Genomic DNA, 17224 nt, shown 5'->3' on the forward strand with positions numbered 1-17224 from the left:
ATACCGCCGATCCGATCCCGCCGGGGACCCCGGCGGCGCAGGCCCCACAAGCTCCACGCCGAAAAGGGTTACGACTACAACCACCTGCGGCGATGGTTATCCGGCCGAGGGATCCGGCACCGCATCGCCCGCAGAGGCATCGAGACTTCGCAACGGCTCGGCCGCCACCGTTGGACCATCGAACGCACCATGTCCTGGCTCGCCGGATGCCGACGCCTGCACCGCCGCTACGAACGCAAAGCCGACCACTTCCTGGCCTTTACCAGCATCGCCTGCACCCTCATCTGCTACCGCAGACTCACCAAATGAGATGGCTTCTAATACTGCAACGGTGCTTGCCGTGACTGCTGGCCAGCTCGGTCGTTGGTGTGGTTATGGGTGGGGACCTTGAAGGTGTCAGGTTGTGGGCGGGTGAACTGGACGTGTTGCACGGGCGGTTCGTGCACAGGTTCAACCGGGAGGAGCCGCGTCAGTCGGCGCTGGCTTACATGCGGGGGCTGGTTGCGCCGCTGCAGCGCAAGAACGGCTGGACGCTGGCGGAGGAGGCCGGACACGCGGGCCCCGATCGCATCCACCGGTTGCTGAACCGGATCGAGTGGGACGCCGACGAGGTCCTGGACGACGTGCGCGACTACGTCGTGGAACACCTCGGTGACCGGGATGCCGTCCTGATCGTCGATGACACCGGTTTCCTGAAGAAGGGCATTCGTTCGGCCGGCGTCCAGCGGCAGTACTCCGGCACCGCGGGACGCACCGAGAACTGCCAGATCGGCGTCTTCCTCGCCTATGCCACGAGTCGAGGGCGCACGTTGATCGACCGGCGGTTGTATCTGCCCACGTCCTGGACGGACGACCGGGACCGCTGCCGCCGGGCCGGCATCGACGACGCGGTCGGTTTCGAGACGAAGGTGGCGATGGCCAAGGCGATGGTCCGCCGGGCCATCGCGGACCGCGTCCCGTTCGGCTGGGTGACGGCGGACGCCGCCTACGGCTACAGCAAGGGCTGGCGCTTCGAGCTGGAACAGGCCGACGTCTTCCACGTCATGGCCACCACCCGGCACGACACGGTCGTCACCCGCTGGTCCATCGATCACCCCGTGCACGAGCTGTTTCCCGGCCTGCCGCGGCAGAAGTGGAAACGCCGTTCCTGCGGGCAGGGCGCCCACGGCCGGCGGATCTTCGACTGGGCCCGTGTCGAGGTGCGGCCCTGGCACCGCGAGGACCGCCGTCACTGGGTTCTCGCCCGCCGCAGCGTGAGCAGGCCCAAGGAGATCTCCTACTACACCGCCTACTGCCCCGCCGGCACGACGCTGGACGAGTTGATCCGCATCGCGGGCAGCCGCTGGGCTGTCGAGGAGTGCTTCCAGACCGCGAAGCAGGAGTGCGGGCTGGATGACTACCAGGTCCGCCGCTATCCCGGCTGGCACCGCCACATGACCCTGGCCATGGCCGCCCACGCCTGCCTGACCGTCCTGCGGGCCCGACAGCTGGACACGGACAAAGCAGAAACGGATCCTCCCAGCTCATCCACCTCAGCCTCGCCGAGATCCGACGCCTGATCCACCGCCTCACCGACCGCCGGCCAGTACCGATCGAGCACATTCTGCAGTGGTCAACGTGGCGCCGACGACGCCAATATCAGGCCCGCATCAGCCACTACAAACGACGCGGACACAGCCCCTAAAAACTGCCCAGCACTCAGAACAAGCACCGTTGCAGTACTAAAGGCGGCTAGGACGCGGCGTTGCTGTTCCTCGCGGGCCAGTTGGTCGGCGAGGACGTCGCGGTCGATGTACGGGTCGACGGCGGCGAGGACCAGGCGCTGGAGTTCGTCGGGGGCGAGGGCTTCGACTTCCCACGGGTCGCCGGCAGCCCGGAGCACTCCGCCTGGATCGACTCCTGGGCACGGCATGTGGACGCCATTAGCTGACGGCCAACATCGCCTGAGACCGCATGGTGAGGGGCCCGGCAGAATTCTGCCGGGCCCCTCACCATGCGGTCTCAACGGCGGGTCGTATACATGTGCAGGATGTCGTGGTCCATGGGCTCTACCGTGCCGTCCGAGTCCGTCCGGAAACCGGGGGCCGTGTTGAAGCGCAGCGCGGGCCCGCGCTTGCCCCGCTGGACGCCACCTACCAGGCCGCGAAGGTCTGGATCTTCCTGAAGAACGTCCGGGCCGCCACGCGAAGGGCCGCTGAGATCGAGCAGCGGCGTGCCGAGGGGCTCCCCGTGGAGTCATCGGTCGGCGCCCTGTCCGACGACCGACGCGAGCAGCTGGAGGAGATCGACGCGTCGTAGTGCTCGACGTGGCCCGTGGAGTGGCAGCACGCGTTCCACCTATCCCGGCAGCACCTGGACGAAGGCGGCTCGCTGCCGACCGGGCCGGGGGACGTCGTGCGCCAAGGCGAGGACCTCGGACGGTGGGTACGTGTTCAGCGGCTCGGCTTCGACAAGCTCACCGCTGTGCAGCAGTGGATGTGCGAGCAGGTCCTCGGGATCGAGCCCGCGACCGCGGACGAGAAGCCGCCGCCGCGCTGCACGCAGTCCGACAAGTGGGCGATGAACTACGAGGCCGCCAAGCAGTTCTACGAGCGCGAAGGCCACCTGCAGGTCCCGAGGAAACACATCGAACGGATCGTCGACGAGAACCAGGAGGAACGGGAGCATCGGCTCGGGGCATGGATCGGGAACCAGCGCAGCCGAGCTACGACACTGACACCAGAGCGAATGGAGCAGCTGTCCGTGATCGGCATGCGGTGGTCGTGAATCCTGATGTGAACCACGAGGGTTCACACAGAGTTAAGACGGAACTTTGTGGTTCACATCACACAAGGCGAACGATTCTCGTTCTCGTCATAGTGACGATTACTTCGCTACCCTGTTGTGAGAACTGATGAGTCTTCGTCGTCCGGGCGAATCATCGGCAGAAAGAGGCATTCACATGGCAAGCGACAATGCGACCGGACCGGTCACGATCCCGGCCGCAGGACTGATCGAGCCTCCGATGGCCATGGCATTGAACGTCCATTCGAGTCCGGGCGTATATGCGCTGCTGCTGGGTGCCGGCGTCTCGTTCGCCTCTGGAGTGAAGACCGGCTGGGGAGTGGTGCAGGACATCGTGGGGAAGGTCGCGGTCGCCCGTGACCCCGATAACCCCGACGCCCGGACCGAGGCCATGGCCGACCCCGAAAAGTGGTGGGAGGCCAACACCAGTGAGCCACTTGGCTACTCGGCCCTGCTGGCTGCCGTAGCGCCGATGCCAGCCTCCCGGCAGGCGATGCTCGCGGAGTATTTCGAGCCGGAGGAGGGCCAGGAGGACAGCAAGGGCCCGACCGCGGCGCACCGAGCCATCGCCCAGATGGTCAAGCGGGGCAACATCCGGGTAATTCTCACCACCAACTTCGACCGGCTGACCGAGCGGGCACTGCAGGAGGTCGGCATCTCACCGCAGGTGGTGAGTCGTCCGGACCAGATCAAAGGCATCAAGCCGCTCGCTCACAGCCAGGTCACCGTGATCAAGCTGCACGGCGACTACGCCGACCTGGAGCAGCGCAATACCGTCGATGAGTTGGAGACGTACCCCACCGAGCTCCAGCAGCTGTTGGAACAGGTGCTGGACGATTACGGGCTGATCGTGTGCGGCTGGTCTGCCGACTGGGACAAGGCGCTCGTCCGGGCCATCGAGGGAACCCGGTCTCGCCGGTATCCGCTGTTCTGGTCGCAGTATGGCCGGTTCAGCGACGCCGCCCTGTCTCTCACCGCTCAGCACGACGCGGTGGTGATCGACGGAAAGAGCGCGGATGAGCTCTTCACCGACCTTGTGCGCCGCGTCGAAGCCCTTGACCGCCTCACCGTCGCTCCCATCACACGGGATGTCGCCGTCGTGCAGCTCAAACGGGCATTGCCCGACCCTCTGCGCCGCATCGAGCTGTTCGACCTCGTCGACCAGGCCGTCTCCCAGATCGTAGGCCGCAGTACGCCCGAGCACAGGCCGGTACATGCCACGTCCGATGCCTGGGCCGACACGTTCGGATCCAACGTCCGCGGCTACCGGGCCGATAGCGACACCCTGCTGCACCTGCTGTCTAACGGCGTTTTCCACGACGATGGCACCCACGACCACGTATGGCGGCGTGCCATCGAGCGCCTTCTCCGACTGCGCGACACCTCACCAGGTACCTTCAACGAGTACTTGGAGAAGCTGCGCCACCTTCCGGCGCTCCTGGCCACCTGGACGATCGGCGTCGCCGCCGTTCTCGATCGCCGCGAGGAACTGCTGGCCACCATCCTCTACCACCCGGAGTGGGCACTGCCGAACTCCGGCCACCCCCGCCTGGGGCCAGCTTGGTGCCTCAACCCCAACCACATCCTCATCGCCGATGGCATGCACGACATGCACCCATCCTCAAACGGGGGCAGGTTTCTCTACCCTCAGAGCAACTGGCTGAAGACGACCCTGCGCGAGCCCTTCCGGCTCATCGAGCCCAGCGACACCGCTTACAGCGAAGCCTGCACCCGGTTCGAGTTCCTGGCCTCCATGGTCGCCATGGACACCGACAGCGAATTCTTCGCTTACCCCTGGGCCGGTGAGTTCTTCCTCAACTCCGCATGGGGCTACGACGACAGCGGCCTCGCTACCGTCATCAAGGAGGAACTCACCGACACCTGGCCGCTCCTACGCGCCGGCGCCTTCGAAGGACAACTCCCCCGCGCCCAGAAGGCCCTCGCCGCGCTCACCAAATGGAGGAGCCAGCACGGCAGAAGGTGGTGATGCCCACCCACCACGACGTTGCCTCAACGGTGTGATGCCCACCTCAAGGTCGTGTGTGTGAGCTCGCATCCCTGATCGGGTCCATGTACGGCACTACGCCCGGTCGGCCAGGGAGGGTTCCGCCGCGGCGGTGTCTTCACCCGACCGAGTGGCTGGCTGTCAGGGGCTGTCGCCACCCCAGTCCCAGCGGGCCGGGTCGCCGGGGCGCGGGTCGTACAGCGCCCGGCCGCCGGGGCCATGGCGAGGGAGACGCCGTCGTCGATCTCCTCCGGCCTCCAGCCGGTGGTGTCGAGCAGCAGTCCGTCCAGTGGTCCGCCCACGAGTTCGGCGTAGCTGCGTCCCGGCTTCGGGCCTGGGTGGTCGTGGTCGGCTCCGTAGATCCGGCCGCGCAGCAGCTGCTCATCGTCGCTGTCCATGCCGTCCAGCCTCGCAGCCGCCACCGACAACGGGGCTTGCCCAGGACCACCTGGGCAAGCCCCCGCGCTGCCGGGGTGGTGTGCCGGGATCAGCTACGCCAGCGTCCGAGCCAGCGGCCGGCCTTCGAGTCCTGTGCCTCTTCCACCTCCTGGCGTTCCTGCTCCTGGCGCTCACGTTCAACCTGTTCCACCTGCCGCTCCGCCTCGAGCACGCGCGCCTTGCAGTCGTCGCACAGGTGCGGGTGGCTGTCCCCATAGCCCCAGTCGATCCTGGTGCTGGCGTGCCAGCGGTCGTCGGTGAACTTGGTCCCGCAGTCCCCGCACACCGGTCGCTGCGCCTCCCGTTCGGCGGCTTCCCGCGCCAGGCGAAGCCGCCGTTCTTCGGCGCGGCGGGCGAGGGCGGCGTCGCGGCGAGGGTTGCCGATCGCGTCCCAGAGGTTCTGGTCGACGTCGCGGCCGAAGCGCCGGAACGCGGGCCCGGCCGGGCCGTGTTCGCGCAGCAGTTCCAGTGTGGTCGCCACGATCGGCATCTTCCCGTTGTAGATGCGGAACCCGCCTTCGGCCCACTGGCCCTGCCAGTGCTCGCGGGTGAGTTCGGCGACCCGCTCCATCTGCTTCAGCGCGGACCGCTTGCCGACCTGGTGGAAGACGAGCAGGACCGGTGGGTGCGGCGCATCGCCCCACCGGGGCTCGGGCGCGGACCAGCGGGTGCGCCACATCGGCTTGTCCTGGCCATCGGTGTCCTTCACCGTGCGGTGGAAGTGGCGCATCTACTTGTCGAACTTCGCCGCGATGATCGGCGCCTCCTCGGTGCAGTTGTCGGCCTCGATGAACAACAGCGGCAGCCCGGCCTCCGGAGCGGTGAGGACGATGTCGGCCCACGCGCATCCCACGCCGGGGTTCTTCCAGGTGCCGGTCGCCGGGAGAGCGACCTCGGTAGCGTAGGAGGTGATGGTGCCGATCCCGTTGGGCGCTTCCACGACGGCCTGGGCGGCCGCTATGGCTTCGGCCGGCTCACCGGCCACCAGGTCCAGGTCGGGCTTCGGGCGGATCATCGCGATCACCGCCTCGTTGACCGTCATCGCGTGCGAGGCACCCGAGCGGCCCGCACTCTTGGGCATGCCGCCCATCTCCTCCGGCCCCCGGTCCAACTCGACTCCGGCTGCGGCCAGTCCGTCCTTGGTGAGCAGGCGCACCTCCTCTCTCCCACGGGTGCGGCCACCGTCGACGGACAAGCCGTGCCGGCGCAGGTCGTTGAGCGCACCGCGATGGGAGGCGGTGCGCGCCTCCTTCCGCACAGCCGCCGTCTTCTTCGTGGTGTGCCGGTAGGTCAGGTGCGGTGAGGACAACCGCTGGATCTGATCGGCCGTCGCGGCCTTGAGCACCCCGAGCGCGCGCAGCACATCTGTGCGCAGTCCGGTCGACGATCCCGCCTCGTTCGTCTTGCGCTTCGCCATCAGCCCCGCCCTCCCGTTCGTCGCGACCGGCCACCGGTCGGGCGCCGGCCCCGCCCGGCCGCAGAGGGCACCAGGTGCGCCCTGAACCCGATGATCGCCTCCACCCCTGACACCCCACCCCCACCTATTTCCCAGGGCTTGGTCAGTGAGTGGAGGAGAGAAGAGGGTTGTGACGACGCGCCGCCGCCCCCAAAAGCCGTGGTGGGCTGGGCAAATGCGATCAGCGCCCGGGCCGGGCACGGAAGTGGGCACGGCAGTGGGATCGCAAGCGCCGGCGGCAGGAAACTGCGGCGACCTGCCCGGCCAGCCAGCCCTACCGGCATGGGACTCGCGGTTCGCCGGTCGGCGGTGCGGTCAGGGTACGGCGGGTGCCTGTGGGCGCTCATCATCCCCGGTCTCTCCCTTGTACGTTGGCGTCCTCCACCGGCCCCGAGAGGCCGGGCCTGTCCGGGGAGACGCTCTCTTCTGCGACAACACTGTTCCCCGCACCCGTTGTTGGGTGCGGGGAACAGTGTTGTCACCTACTGAGCAGAGCCCTGTTGCAGCTTGGGACCATCTCTATTGCTACTTTCCTGATCCCCCGGTTCCCTTTTTGGCGTTGTGGCTTCGCCAGATACCGATCAGCACCACGATGACGGTGATGACGACGAGCATCACGACGCCGGTAGGCCAGAAGCTGCTGCCTCCAGCGGCTAGGTTGAGGTTCTCCACGCTTGCGCCCCTTCTTGTTCGCAGATGGTCAGCTCCAGTCCCATCCGCCGATCGCGGCCCCTCCGACATAGCCTCCTGCTGAGTAGCCCAAGTCGACGGCGGTAGCTGTCTTTCCGACAACGTTCGCGGCCTTGTCGCTGCCCAACCTCGGGCATCCGCGTCTTCGGTCACTTCGCGATGCGCGACGCTCACTGTGTTCCGATGCCCCCGCCAACGCGCCTACGATGCGGTGGATACGGAATACGGAGCGCGCAGGCAGGACTGTTGCCCCAACGCTCACGGAAATAGTCGAATTGCATCCAGGGGGAAATAATGTCGGGAAACGAAGACACGCCCGAAATGTCGCAGGATGTTCCATCAGCACAAGCAGCGTCCGGAGAAGGTCAGCCTGCGCAGCAGACCTCCGCGGCAGATGTATCACGAGAATCGGATTCAGCGACGCCTGAACAAGAGCCCCTAAATACACAAGAACCTTCGACTCCCAGCGCCTCACCCATAGTCGAGCTGATCGACAGCAGAATTCCCGGATTCAAGGGAGCCGACAGAAGAAATCGCTGGAAAGTAATTCTTTTAGGCCTGGCTTTATGCTTCGCAATCGCCCTGACTGCAAGTTATTTTCAGTTCGGTTTCAACCTGCTCACCATGAACGCGAACGCTTCTGCAGAGGAAGCCGCAAATGACGCTTTGAACGCCAAGAAGCCTCCCTTCACCATGACTGTGGCTACGCGCACCAAGGTGCAAGATATCCTCACCTCCGCAGGCGCTGTCCTTCTATTCGAAGAACCCTTCACGCAAAAAGAGCAAGAGGAGCTGGCGCGCCTGGGAAAGACCGACCTAACAGATCAGCGGGCGTCCGAAACCTTCATCAGGAAGCTCCTCACTTCCTTTCACGAGAAGCCTTCTGTCATGCTATCGGGGGGATTCATCGGAGATGATCCGGTGGATAGGATGCTGCACCCTCTTCAATTGACGCTGCAAAGTTCACGTTCGGGATCTGTGACTATCCGCGACATAAACGTGACGAAATTGAAATGCTCGCAGACCACCGTCTCAGCCGTTGTTCACCTGCCTCCGCAGGGCGGTGGAATGGTTGACGGGGTCACGGTTGACTTGGTGAACATCGGGGCAGATGCACCCCTAATGGAAATCAAGGGAAGGAAGAGCCACCCATATTTTTCCAATAAGTTCGTCGAGCTGGGTAATGGGCAAGCCTCATGGGCCGCAAATTTGGATGTAATGGCGGCCAATCGGCAATGCCGCTGGGATCTCAAAGTTTCCTACATCGACTCTGGGGAGAATAAAGTGCGCACGCTGAAGAGCCCCCTCTTCCGCACCGATGGCTACCCTGCCGCCCCCTCTCAGCTATTCGAATTCATGCCGTCTCCTGACTCCTCCTTCACCTCAACTTGCTGGGGAGAGAAAATAAACAAGAGCATCAAGTGTGACGTGCGGGCCGGGCGCAATGACCGCAAGCGCGCGAATCCTGAACTTTATTACTGGGCAGTGCCCGTCATTTCTCCATGAAGAGCGCAGAACGCACATCAAGGGAGAACGGCACTCTCGTACTTGCCCCGCCTAGATTTTCGGGGGAATGCGGGCACACGACACTTATCGCTCCCCCGTACCGATGTCTGGCAACCACCTGGAACATTTGACCCATCAAGCAGCGCGTCCGAGCCCACGTAGCTCGACACAAGCAGCTACAGGTCCAGGACCGCTCGCAGGGCCTGGTCGACGCGGGCCATGGCGGCGGCGTCCACGGGGCCCATGAGTTTCGCTCCGTCGAAGCGGGCGGCCTGGAGCTGGGTGATGTTGACGGCGACGGCGGTGCAGGGGACCGGGTCGCCGATAACGACGGACATGGCAGCGTCCGGGTAGCGGTCGGTGTAGGTGCTGGGCATGCGGTCTTTGGCGTCGATGGTGACGAGGTCGGCGCCGCGGGCGGCGATCAAGTCGGGGAACTGCCTCAAGGCGGAGCGGGTTCGGTGCAGGGCGTCGCGCACGGCGGGCGGGTAGGTGCCCCTGTCCGCAGGGGTGGACGGTCCAGCCGCGGGCGCGTAGAGCGGCTGGATCGGGATGGGCGGCCGTCCAGAGCGAAGCAGATTACGAGCCTGTTGGTAGGTCTCGTTCGTGTGCTGCTGGCGTCGGGTGGCGAGTCGACTGATCCGCTCACCTGTCGACGCCTACTGCGGAGCGTGAGAAAGCAGATCAGCGGGTACTACCGTCTCTCCGACAGAGGAGACCCAATGTCGGACAATCGTGCGAAAAACCGTGCGTGCATTCTCATTTGGGGCGGATGTTGTCAGACCCCGCTGCCATCATCCGGCCATGGCCCAGATCAGCCCCAAACTTGCCCTCACCTACTTCACGGAGATCTCCGCCGGCTCAGCCGTCCCGCTGGACTTGGATGACCTCATGAACATGGTGAACCTGCGCCGTCACAACCATGTCGTCATCGGCGACATCGCACTGCGGTGCTACAAGAACAAGTCGAAGTGGACGTACGACGAACGCGACATCCGCCGCGCCGCTCAGGCGTTCGCGGACTTCCGCCTGGACGTCGACGACGTCGTGGAGGTGCGGCTGCCCGCCTACCGCGACCACGACGAAAGAGACTCAGAAGACTGGGGCCGGGCCGACTGGCGACAGTCGATCGCGTCCTGGATGTTCTGGCAAGCCCGCCGAAAGCACCAGGAAGGACGTTCCTACGAAGAGTGGAACGACAGCTGGAAGCGCATCGGCGTCAGCGGGCTGCCCGGCGAGCTGACCTGGAACGAATTCGTCGGGGCGCGCACCGGAATCCGGCTGCGGGAGAACATCGCCAACACCCGGCCGCTGGAGCTGATGACCTTCTCCGGCGGCAGCATGTTCCTGCCGAGGGCTTACGCCGAACTCCTGGACCGCTGGGAGCAGGTGCAAGAGGACCTGGTCGCTGGCGCGCGGATCTGCAAGGGCTGCGGAGGCCAAGGCCCGCGCTGGGGTAGCTGGCGTACGCCGAGCACGGTCGGCTACGTCACCCTGTGCCCGCCATGCTCGGGAGCCGCCTTCCAGCGGTACACCGGTCACCTGCGCGGGGTGCTGTACGACTCGCCCCGTGTCCGAGGAATCCGCGCCGACAGCTACCTGTGCCGCCTGTGCGCTGAGACCCGGGCATCGGTTTGGGATCACTGCCATGATCACGGCTTTCTGCGCGGGCCTCTATGCGGCAGCTGCAACACTTTCGAGGGCAAGAGCTCTCCGCACAGCTTCCTTGAAGGCAAAGAGGGGGCCGTGCTGCATCTGTTGGAGTGCCGCGGCTGCCTGGAACGGCGGACCCTGCCCGGCCGGTACTACGTAGCTATCGCCCAGAAACACCTGGAGGCGACCGAGTACCACCATCACCGCAGTCGCCGATGCCGGCGCCAGATGTGGGTTACGTATGTGGAACTTGCCCACGGCGCACACCTCTTCGAGCTGAAGTGCTTGTGGCACAGCCAGACGTGGACAAAGGACGTCCCGGTGCCCGACACCTTCGCGCTCGTGCGGGACTTCGTCGACCAAGCGCTCACCGAAGCACTGCCGGACCCCGTAGTGCCGGCCGCGCGTGCCGAGTCGGATACAACATTGCTTGCGTGAGCGTCGGGTCCTTTGCGGATACGTGAGCGGGCCCGGGCCAACTGGCCCGGGCCCAAAGGCTGATCGGCTTGTCAACGTTCCGACTCAACGGGCCGCAGCATATGAGCGGAGTCCGACAATCCTGTGTCAGAGAACGCTCGGCAAAGCCAGGAACAGTAGCAAGAGCTCGAACCTAGAAAGTGGTTGGGCCCTTGCTATTGGGGGACCTACAGGTCGAACTCGAGGTGCTCGATGTCCGTGAACCGGACTTCTTCCAGGCTGCCGGCACGGCGTCCGCCGTCCTGGAAGTACACCTCTTTGAGGGCTTCGGCCGCGATCTCCCGCAGGCGGTCGTCGCTCTCGCCGGCTTCCTGGGCGTCGAAGAGGCGGGCGGCGTGGACGGGGGGCAGGGCGACGGTCAGGTGCCGGATACGGTCCTGGTCCGTGGACCCGATCGGCGCGGTGTAGCCGAGGCGTGCGCGGGTGTCGATGACGATGCCGCCCGTGGACGCCGCTTTCTGCCGGGCCCTGGCGCGGATCTGCGGCTGCCAGCGCTTCTTCACCTCGCGCTCCAAGCGCGCGGCGAGGCCAGGGCGGGGCTTTTTGATCTGGTCCTTCACGTACCGCTCGACGGTGCGCTGGGAGACCCGCAGCATTTGCGCGGCGGCCTTGGTGCCGCCCAGTTGCTTGACCAGGTACCGCATCTGCGGGCCCGCGGTCTTGGGCGCCGGGCGGGTGAACGCTTTTTGCACCGCGGCGTCCAGGCCGTCCCCGATCAGGCTCATCGTCGCCTTCTCCTACTCTCCGCTGTCGGCGTCGGTGACGGTGCCGTCCTTGATGTACCGGGCGAGGTTGAGTTCGGGGGCATCGAACTGTTCGCGGACGCCTTCGCCCCACAGCACGCTCTGGGTGCCCTCGTGTTTGACCAGGCCTGGGTTCACGCCGAGTTTGAAGCCGCCGGGCAGCGGTTTGCCCTCGCGGTAGGGCAAGAAGTTCAGGGGGCTTTCGCCGTCGGCCGCGTAGACGGCGCAGTCGGAGAGGATCGCGACCGGGTACTGGCCGGTGAAGGCGGCGTGCTTGACGATCTTTCGGTGCATGTTGGTGCGGGTGCGGGCAATGACCGCGGCGCGGATGTCGGGGCGCCACGTCGGGCGGGCCAGGGCCCGCCACGGCTGACCGGGCTTCCAGCCCTCACCGCGCGGGCGTTCGCGCAGCTTGCCCAGGCCGCCCTTGACCGTGGCTTTGATCGCGGACACCACGATCGTGAGGTGCGGGTCGCGCTGCCGGTAGCCGTCCATCGCCGCCAGGAACTCTTCCGGTGGCACGTCCGCGGGGACGCCCAGGTCGGCCATCGTGGCGAGGTAGGCGTCGCGCAGCCGGTTGTACCAGGCGTCCAGGTAGCGGCCGTTGTCGTACCGGACGTATGCCTCGATGGGCGCGACGTCGTAGCCGAGTTCCACCGCGTAGGCGACGGTGGGAGTCGCGTACCAGGCAGGGCCCGTCGGGTGCTCGCCCTTCGGCGTGAACGGGCTGGGCAGCAAACTGGCCTCCAGGTCCGCCCACTTGTCCTTGCCGACCTTCACCCGGGACAGGTCGGCGTGGGAGAGGTCGACGAGCCAGGAGCCGGGCAGTTTCGGGTCGAACACCGGCTGCGTGACGTGGGTCGGCGCACCGAGGCCGACGGTCAGGCCGTTAGCGCCGGCGGCGAACGCCATGTTCACGTCGATGCCGACCAGGTGCCGCTTCATGCATTCGGCGTCGGTGAGCGGCCGCGCCCAGTCGTACGCCTCCTCGAACAGCTTCTCGCCGGGGCCGCGCACATGGAAACGCGGCAGATCCTTGAGGACGGGGTGTCCGTCAGGAGCCTCGCAAGGGGCGCACTCCACGGGGTCCTTCCCCAGGCTGCCGGGATTGTGTTCGGAGTGCCGTTTGCCGTCGGCGTCGGGCGCGGAAGCGCGGGTCGGCGGGTGCAGGGCGGTCATCAGCTCCAGACCGGTCACGGCGGTGGAGCCGCGCGGTGTCATCACCCGGGTCGCGTAGGTGCCCAGCAGTTGGGCGAGCTCGGCGGGCGGGAGCCGGTCGGCCTGGCCCCAGTGGCGGGTGTCGAGGGCCTGCCAGGAGGGGATGCACAGCTGCACGCAGGAGCGCCCCGAGTCCTGCGCGGGCCGGTAGATCCGCGCCCACGGCCCGAGGCCGCGCTTGGTCAGCTTCCACTCCGCACGCGCCAGCTGCTTGATGACCTTGTGGCCCTCCGGCAGCCGTCCGGCGAGGCGCTCCTCGTCGGTGAGGGCGACCGGCAGGCCGTAGCGCTCCAGCGCGGCCTCGGTCAGAACGAGCAGCGGATCGGCCGGCTTGCCCGGACCGGACAGCTTCGGCTGCCCCAACTGCGCCTGGGTAAGGGCCCAGTCGACCAGGGAGGGGATCGACTTGGCGGGCACGTCCAGCACCACACCGCCCACGCAGTACGCCAGCACCTGGCCGTCGTCGATGTCGATGACCGCGATCGGGCCGTTGGCAAAGCGCGGGTCGTCAACAGCCTCGGCCGAGGCGGACCCGGCCGTCTTCGCGGTCGGCCGCCGGAGGGACGGTGTCCCGCTGCTCGCCGGGCGGGCAGCCCGGCCGAAGCGCGGCACGGCGCCCGGCTTCGTGGTCACCGGCACGGTCTGCGGACGCGTGTCCCCCGGCCCGGAACGCGTGGGTGCAGCTTGCGCGGAGGATGGTTGAGCCGGAGGCTCGGTCCCGAGGGGCGGGGCGGGTGTCGGGTAGCGGTGGGCGAGGCCCTCCAGCAGCCTGCGGTAGGCCTCCAGACGCTCCCCTTTCGGTTCCGCCCGGCCCGCCTCCCACGCGGTGATACTCGGGACGCGCACACCCAGCGCCTGAGCGATGGCCGCCTGAGTGAGACCGGCCGCTTCCCGCAGCCGCACCCGCTCCGCCGGAGCCGGCAGCACGGTGCCGCCGTCGACCGCGGCGAGGAGGGAGTCGACGGCCGAGAACAACTCATCGGGCTGGTGCGTCATCTGCGTGTCTTCCTACCGTTCACCGGACACCCTGGCGGATCTCTTCGAGCCGCGTCATCAACCGCTGATAGCGCTGCGAGGCCGCCTGGGAGGAGTTCAGGCCCTGGTGGCGGGCGATCTGCCGCCATTCCATGTCCCGACGCCGTGCCTCGATGACCACCTGGGTCTCAAGCCGGTCGAGCTGCTCACGCAGATCCTGGAACAGGCCCAGGGCAGCACCGATTTCATCCGTGGTGACCGCCGGTTCCTGCCCGCCGTCATGCCGATCGTCCGCAGCAGCCGCCAGCAGCCGCGCCACGAGCAGGACATCACGCTGCAAAGCGTGTGCCGCCGACGCGTCATCCACGGACGGCTCACCGAGCGCGGACAAGCGATCCCGGGCCTGCTCACGAACATCGCGTGCCATGACGCCACCCTACCCCATTTAGCCAATGAAACAACACTATGTTGTTTCATTGACATCGTGTCGCTTCGCCTCCTGTCCGTTGAACGCGAACCCGCCTGTCCCTCCTGCCAGCGAACAGCACGATGCGTCCCCAGCGACCAACATCCGGGGCGCCGCCGTCTACAAGGTAGGTGAAGCGCGATGGCGGCGTGCGGTACGACCATTGCCCTCCCTCGAGTGACATACGGCGGGAGTTCGGGCAGGCCGCTGCCGTACGCCGCTAGCAATGGAGCATGTTCTCGAAGATTGCGGCCGCCGCTGCCGCCCTCCTTGTCCTGCCTTTCTCCGCGGCACCCGCCTCGGCGCACGAGGCGCAGGCTGAGCCACTGCCGCTGGCTGCAGCCATCGAACTGCTGCCGCCCGCAGCCGAGTCCCGCAACGGCTACCAGCGCACCAGCTTCAAGCACTGGGTCGACGCCGACCGCGACTCCTGCAACACCCGCGCCGAGGTACTCATCGCCGAATCCCGGGTCGAACCGACCATCGAAGCGGGCTGCAAAGTCGTGGGAGGTGAGTGGTATTCGTACTACGACGGCGTCACGTTGACCGCGCCGGGCGGCCTGGATATTGATCACATGGTGCCCTTGGCTGAGGCCTGGGACTCCGGCGCCCACGCCTGGACGCCGGCCCGGCGCGAGGCCTACGCCAACGACCTGGACGCCGACCGCAGTCTGGTCGCCGTCACCGCCCGCAGCAACCGCTCCAAGAGTGACCAGGACCCCGCCGACTGGCAGCCCCCGCTCGCCGATGCCCGCTGTCCCTACGCCACCGACTGGGTGGCGACCAAGCTCCGCTGGCAGCTGACCGTCGACGACCGCGAGCGAGCCGCGCTCGCCGAACTCGCCGCTGGCTGCGGGCAGGAGACCGTCGACTACCAGAGCGCACCGTAGGCACGTTCTCGGACCGGCCCCGCCGGTGCGCGCCCACGGCAGGCGGCGGGCACCGGCGGGCGGCCCAACCCGGTCGGGTGAACCCGCCCGGCCAGCAGAACCCCGCATCGCGGCTGGCACGTCGTACCGGGCATGAAAACGATCAACGATGCACACGTGGCCCGCCCCGGCCTGGCTGTGGTGGACATCGCGGCCGCCGACGACGCCACCGCCTTCACCCTCCAGCACCTGCTCGCCGCCCACTGCGCCATCGCACTCGCGGACCGCACCACGAGGGAACCCGGCGAGCCCGGCGTACGCCTGCGCTGCTACCTCGACCTGCACCAACAACCTGACACCTAGGGCCTGTTCGATGGGTCAGAAACCGGCCTGTCGGCTGGTCGTTCTGTCCGGTGTGGGGCGGGGTGATCTTTCTGATAGCGCATGGGCTCGACTCGAACCAAGGCTGCCCAAGAGCGTTGGGCGAGGCGGACGTTGACAGTGTCATCGGTTCGTGATCAACGGGATTCTGTTCCTACGGCGCACTGGCCTGCCGTGGCGAGATCTTCCGACCCGCTTCGGGAGGAACGAGGTTGAGCGTTGCTTCAACGCGCTCACAAGGGCTCCAGAGCCGTGGCGGCTCGGTACGGACAAGAGGGCCTGCGTCATCCACGGTACGGTCACTCTTGCGGCGATTGGGTTGTGGCTCCGCTACTGATGTCAGCCACCGCAGTGGTTGCCTCAGTCGTCTGCGGCGACGATAAGCGTGACCCGCCCAGCCGAGCGGTCGATAAGCACGAACTCGTGGAAGTAGTCGTGCACGCGGCCCCAGTCATGAATCGCCTCATCACCGAGCTCGCGGAGGTAGTAGATCGCATCGGCTGCGGCCAGGCGGGCGAACACCTCCCGCTGCAGATCTGCCTCCAGCTCGGCGGGAACGTCCCCGAGCGGATCCACCCACTCCCGAAGGTTCTGCACGGCCTTCTCCTGGCTGATGGACACGTACAGGTCGGGAGTGATCAACCGCAGCCAATACGGACCGTGCCGGGGCCCGTCCGGCAGCACTCCACCACCTGCATAGTCGTCCCGGAACTGCTCATGCCCAATCAGCGCGGCAAGCAGCCCTCTATCGTCCACCGACTCCTCAGAGAAGCCGAGCCGCTTGATGTCAACCCACCGAAACCCGTGCTTCGGATCGGGGACGTAGCGTCGAAAGTTGATAAAGGCGCTTTCCTCGTGAGCGAGCCCGTCGTCCATGGCGCCAGCCTAGAAGACAGGCAAGGGGACCCTGCCGAATACTGTCTCGTCACCAGTAGGTGCGGGAGACGACTGAGGCTGCCGTCGGTGCGGTCACCGGCCTGCTGACGGCTCCGCACTCACGGTTGCTCGGCAGGTACGACACCAATGGACGCCTGCGGTACACCGGCCGGCCTCTGAGCCTCATCGCTCACCCCTGCACCGCAGCCCACGTCACCGTCCGAGCCCGGCGGTGTCGAGCAGCAGCAACCGGTCCGCGCTCCGTGGCGGGCTGACCCGTGTCCGGCACCGGGCCTGCTCCATGGCATCCATGCGCGCGCCTCTCCCCCGCCTCCAGGACGGTGCCGACGCGGCCCGGCGGCGCACGGCAGACCGCCGGGCGCAGCATCGGGTGGCTAAGTAGCGGTATCCGCCGCATACCTGAGCTCCCACCGGAGCCTCTCCCCGCGGCCCCGGGCGACGACGAGGCCCCCGACGGGGTTTCTCCGCGTCGCAGGGTGCCCCACCCGGCCGTCCGCACCGCCCGGCCAGCCCCGCACCCGCACTCTCATCCGCACTGGCTGATCCCGGCCGACGCGTGTACGGCGGCCAGCTGGTCCGGGCCCTCGGCGCCCAGGGTGGTGGCGGCCCTAGGCAGTGTCTTCAAATGATCACCGCTGGTGGATCATGGTGTCGTGATACGTCGCC

General features: G+C 66.8%; 18 protein-coding genes and 2 pseudogenes. 11 read left to right on the plus strand and 9 right to left on the minus strand.

Annotated elements, in window-relative coordinates:
• The 6 genes from IE278_RS40680 to IE278_RS40700 all read left to right on the plus strand — a co-directional run.
• A partial coding sequence (locus tag IE278_RS40680; protein ID WP_189780067.1) for a transposase occupies nucleotides 1-309 on the plus strand: 309 nt, incomplete at its 5' end.
• 65 nt (nucleotides 310-374) lie between these two features.
• On the plus strand, nucleotides 375-1559 hold the full coding sequence (locus tag IE278_RS40685; protein ID WP_189780068.1) for an IS701 family transposase: 1185 nt from the start codon (nucleotides 375-377) through the stop codon (nucleotides 1557-1559).
• Between the two features lie 185 nt (nucleotides 1560-1744).
• Nucleotides 1745-1930 carry a hypothetical protein gene (locus tag IE278_RS40690; RefSeq protein ID WP_189780069.1) on the plus strand — a complete coding sequence of 62 codons (186 nt, stop codon included), beginning with the start codon at nucleotides 1745-1747 and terminating at the stop codon, nucleotides 1928-1930.
• A 92-nt stretch (nucleotides 1931-2022) separates the two neighbouring features.
• The gene (locus IE278_RS43465; protein ID WP_444546122.1) at nucleotides 2023-2298 is read left to right on the plus strand and encodes a hypothetical protein; all 276 of its coding nucleotides are present in this window, start codon (nucleotides 2023-2025) and stop codon (nucleotides 2296-2298) included.
• Nucleotides 2299-2313: 15 nt separating this feature from the next.
• Nucleotides 2314-2766, plus strand: coding sequence for a helicase associated domain-containing protein (locus tag IE278_RS40695; RefSeq protein ID WP_444546123.1), 453 nt, complete (start codon nucleotides 2314-2316; stop codon nucleotides 2764-2766).
• Between the two features lie 175 nt (nucleotides 2767-2941).
• Complete coding sequence (locus IE278_RS40700) at nucleotides 2942-4771, plus strand: SIR2 family protein (RefSeq protein ID WP_189780070.1); 1830 nt, start codon at nucleotides 2942-2944, stop codon at nucleotides 4769-4771.
• A gap of 159 nt (nucleotides 4772-4930) precedes the next feature.
• On the opposite strand, the pseudogene IE278_RS40705 reads toward IE278_RS40700, so the two are convergent.
• The 4 genes and pseudogenes from IE278_RS40705 to IE278_RS40715 form a co-directional block, all read right to left on the minus strand.
• Nucleotides 4931-5187: pseudogene (locus IE278_RS40705) on the minus strand (hypothetical protein).
• Between the two features lie 89 nt (nucleotides 5188-5276).
• Nucleotides 5277-5957, minus strand: coding sequence for a hypothetical protein (locus IE278_RS42805; protein WP_246571731.1), 681 nt, complete (start codon nucleotides 5955-5957; stop codon nucleotides 5277-5279).
• Entirely contained in the window at nucleotides 5958-6644 is a 687-nt protein-coding gene (locus IE278_RS42810; protein WP_246571734.1) for a replication-relaxation family protein, read from the minus strand.
• A gap of 564 nt (nucleotides 6645-7208) precedes the next feature.
• A complete protein-coding gene (locus tag IE278_RS40715) occupies nucleotides 7209-7355 on the minus strand; it encodes a hypothetical protein (RefSeq protein ID WP_189780071.1) in 147 nt (48 codons plus the stop codon).
• Nucleotides 7356-7667: 312 nt separating this feature from the next.
• Between IE278_RS40715 and IE278_RS40720 the strand changes: the two genes are divergently transcribed.
• The gene (locus IE278_RS40720; protein ID WP_189780072.1) at nucleotides 7668-8879 is read left to right on the plus strand and encodes a hypothetical protein; all 1212 of its coding nucleotides are present in this window, start codon (nucleotides 7668-7670) and stop codon (nucleotides 8877-8879) included.
• 176 nt (nucleotides 8880-9055) lie between these two features.
• Here IE278_RS40720 and IE278_RS42815 read toward each other — a convergent pair whose 3' ends face one another.
• Complete coding sequence (locus IE278_RS42815) at nucleotides 9056-9358, minus strand: hypothetical protein (protein WP_246571737.1); 303 nt, start codon at nucleotides 9356-9358, stop codon at nucleotides 9056-9058.
• Nucleotides 9359-9683: 325 nt separating this feature from the next.
• On the opposite strand from IE278_RS42815, the gene IE278_RS40735 reads away from it, so the two are divergent.
• Nucleotides 9684-10970, plus strand: a complete 1287-nt coding sequence (locus IE278_RS40735) for an endonuclease domain-containing protein (RefSeq protein ID WP_189780073.1) — start codon at nucleotides 9684-9686, stop codon at nucleotides 10968-10970.
• Between the two features lie 206 nt (nucleotides 10971-11176).
• Here IE278_RS40735 and tpg read toward each other — a convergent pair whose 3' ends face one another.
• From tpg to IE278_RS40750, 3 genes are read right to left on the minus strand one after another with little or no spacing between them, the layout of a single operon-like run.
• Nucleotides 11177-11734, minus strand: a complete 558-nt coding sequence (gene tpg, locus IE278_RS40740; protein WP_189780074.1) for a telomere-protecting terminal protein Tpg — start codon at nucleotides 11732-11734, stop codon at nucleotides 11177-11179.
• A 12-nt stretch (nucleotides 11735-11746) separates the two neighbouring features.
• Nucleotides 11747-13966, minus strand: coding sequence for a telomere-associated protein Tap (gene tap / locus IE278_RS40745; RefSeq protein WP_189780075.1), 2220 nt, complete (start codon nucleotides 13964-13966; stop codon nucleotides 11747-11749).
• 19 nt (nucleotides 13967-13985) lie between these two features.
• Nucleotides 13986-14372, minus strand: a complete 387-nt coding sequence (locus tag IE278_RS40750) for a hypothetical protein (protein WP_189780076.1) — start codon at nucleotides 14370-14372, stop codon at nucleotides 13986-13988.
• Nucleotides 14373-14644: 272 nt separating this feature from the next.
• Between IE278_RS40750 and IE278_RS40755 the strand changes: the two genes are divergently transcribed.
• From IE278_RS40755 to IE278_RS40765, 3 genes and pseudogenes are all read left to right on the plus strand, one after another.
• Nucleotides 14645-15301: an HNH endonuclease family protein gene (locus IE278_RS40755; RefSeq protein ID WP_189780077.1), complete on the plus strand. Its 657-nt coding sequence runs from the start codon at nucleotides 14645-14647 to the stop codon at nucleotides 15299-15301.
• 132 nt (nucleotides 15302-15433) lie between these two features.
• Nucleotides 15434-15643, plus strand: a complete 210-nt coding sequence (locus tag IE278_RS40760; RefSeq protein ID WP_189780078.1) for a DUF6207 family protein — start codon at nucleotides 15434-15436, stop codon at nucleotides 15641-15643.
• 52 nt (nucleotides 15644-15695) lie between these two features.
• Nucleotides 15696-15872 (plus strand): annotated as a pseudogene (locus tag IE278_RS40765) (transposase); the annotation flags it as partial.
• Between the two features lie 149 nt (nucleotides 15873-16021).
• Here the strand turns inward: IE278_RS40765 and IE278_RS40770 are convergent.
• Complete coding sequence (locus IE278_RS40770) at nucleotides 16022-16537, minus strand: hypothetical protein (protein WP_189780079.1); 516 nt, start codon at nucleotides 16535-16537, stop codon at nucleotides 16022-16024.
• Nucleotides 16538-17224: the final 687 nt, after the last annotated feature.

This window comes from Streptomyces tauricus (genome assembly GCF_014650955.1).
GTDB classification, from domain to species: domain Bacteria; phylum Actinomycetota; class Actinomycetes; order Streptomycetales; family Streptomycetaceae; genus Streptomyces; species Streptomyces tauricus.

What these genes read in the sequence shown, in the direction of transcription:
- IE278_RS40755 (WP_189780077.1), top strand. Translation starts at nt 14,645, where the DNA reads ATGTTCTCGAAGATTGCGGCCGCCGCTGCCGCCCTCCTTGTCCTGCCT.
- IE278_RS42805 (WP_246571731.1), bottom strand. Translation starts at nt 5,957, where the DNA reads ATGCGCCACTTCCACCGCACGGTGAAGGACACCGATGGCCAGGACAAG.
- IE278_RS42810 (WP_246571734.1), bottom strand. Translation starts at nt 6,644, where the DNA reads ATGGCGAAGCGCAAGACGAACGAGGCGGGATCGTCGACCGGACTGCGC.
- tpg (WP_189780074.1), bottom strand. Translation starts at nt 11,734, where the DNA reads ATGAGCCTGATCGGGGACGGCCTGGACGCCGCGGTGCAAAAAGCGTTC.
- IE278_RS40770 (WP_189780079.1), bottom strand. Translation starts at nt 16,537, where the DNA reads ATGGACGACGGGCTCGCTCACGAGGAAAGCGCCTTTATCAACTTTCGA.
- tap (WP_189780075.1), bottom strand. Translation starts at nt 13,966, where the DNA reads ATGACGCACCAGCCCGATGAGTTGTTCTCGGCCGTCGACTCCCTCCTC.
- IE278_RS40750 (WP_189780076.1), bottom strand. Translation starts at nt 14,372, where the DNA reads ATGGCACGCGATGTTCGTGAGCAGGCCCGGGATCGCTTGTCCGCGCTC.
- IE278_RS40720 (WP_189780072.1), top strand. Translation starts at nt 7,668, where the DNA reads ATGTCGGGAAACGAAGACACGCCCGAAATGTCGCAGGATGTTCCATCA.
- IE278_RS40700 (WP_189780070.1), top strand. Translation starts at nt 2,942, where the DNA reads ATGGCAAGCGACAATGCGACCGGACCGGTCACGATCCCGGCCGCAGGA.
- IE278_RS40735 (WP_189780073.1), top strand. Translation starts at nt 9,684, where the DNA reads ATGGCCCAGATCAGCCCCAAACTTGCCCTCACCTACTTCACGGAGATC.
- IE278_RS40760 (WP_189780078.1), top strand. Translation starts at nt 15,434, where the DNA reads ATGAAAACGATCAACGATGCACACGTGGCCCGCCCCGGCCTGGCTGTG.
- IE278_RS40685 (WP_189780068.1), top strand. Translation starts at nt 375, where the DNA reads ATGGGTGGGGACCTTGAAGGTGTCAGGTTGTGGGCGGGTGAACTGGAC.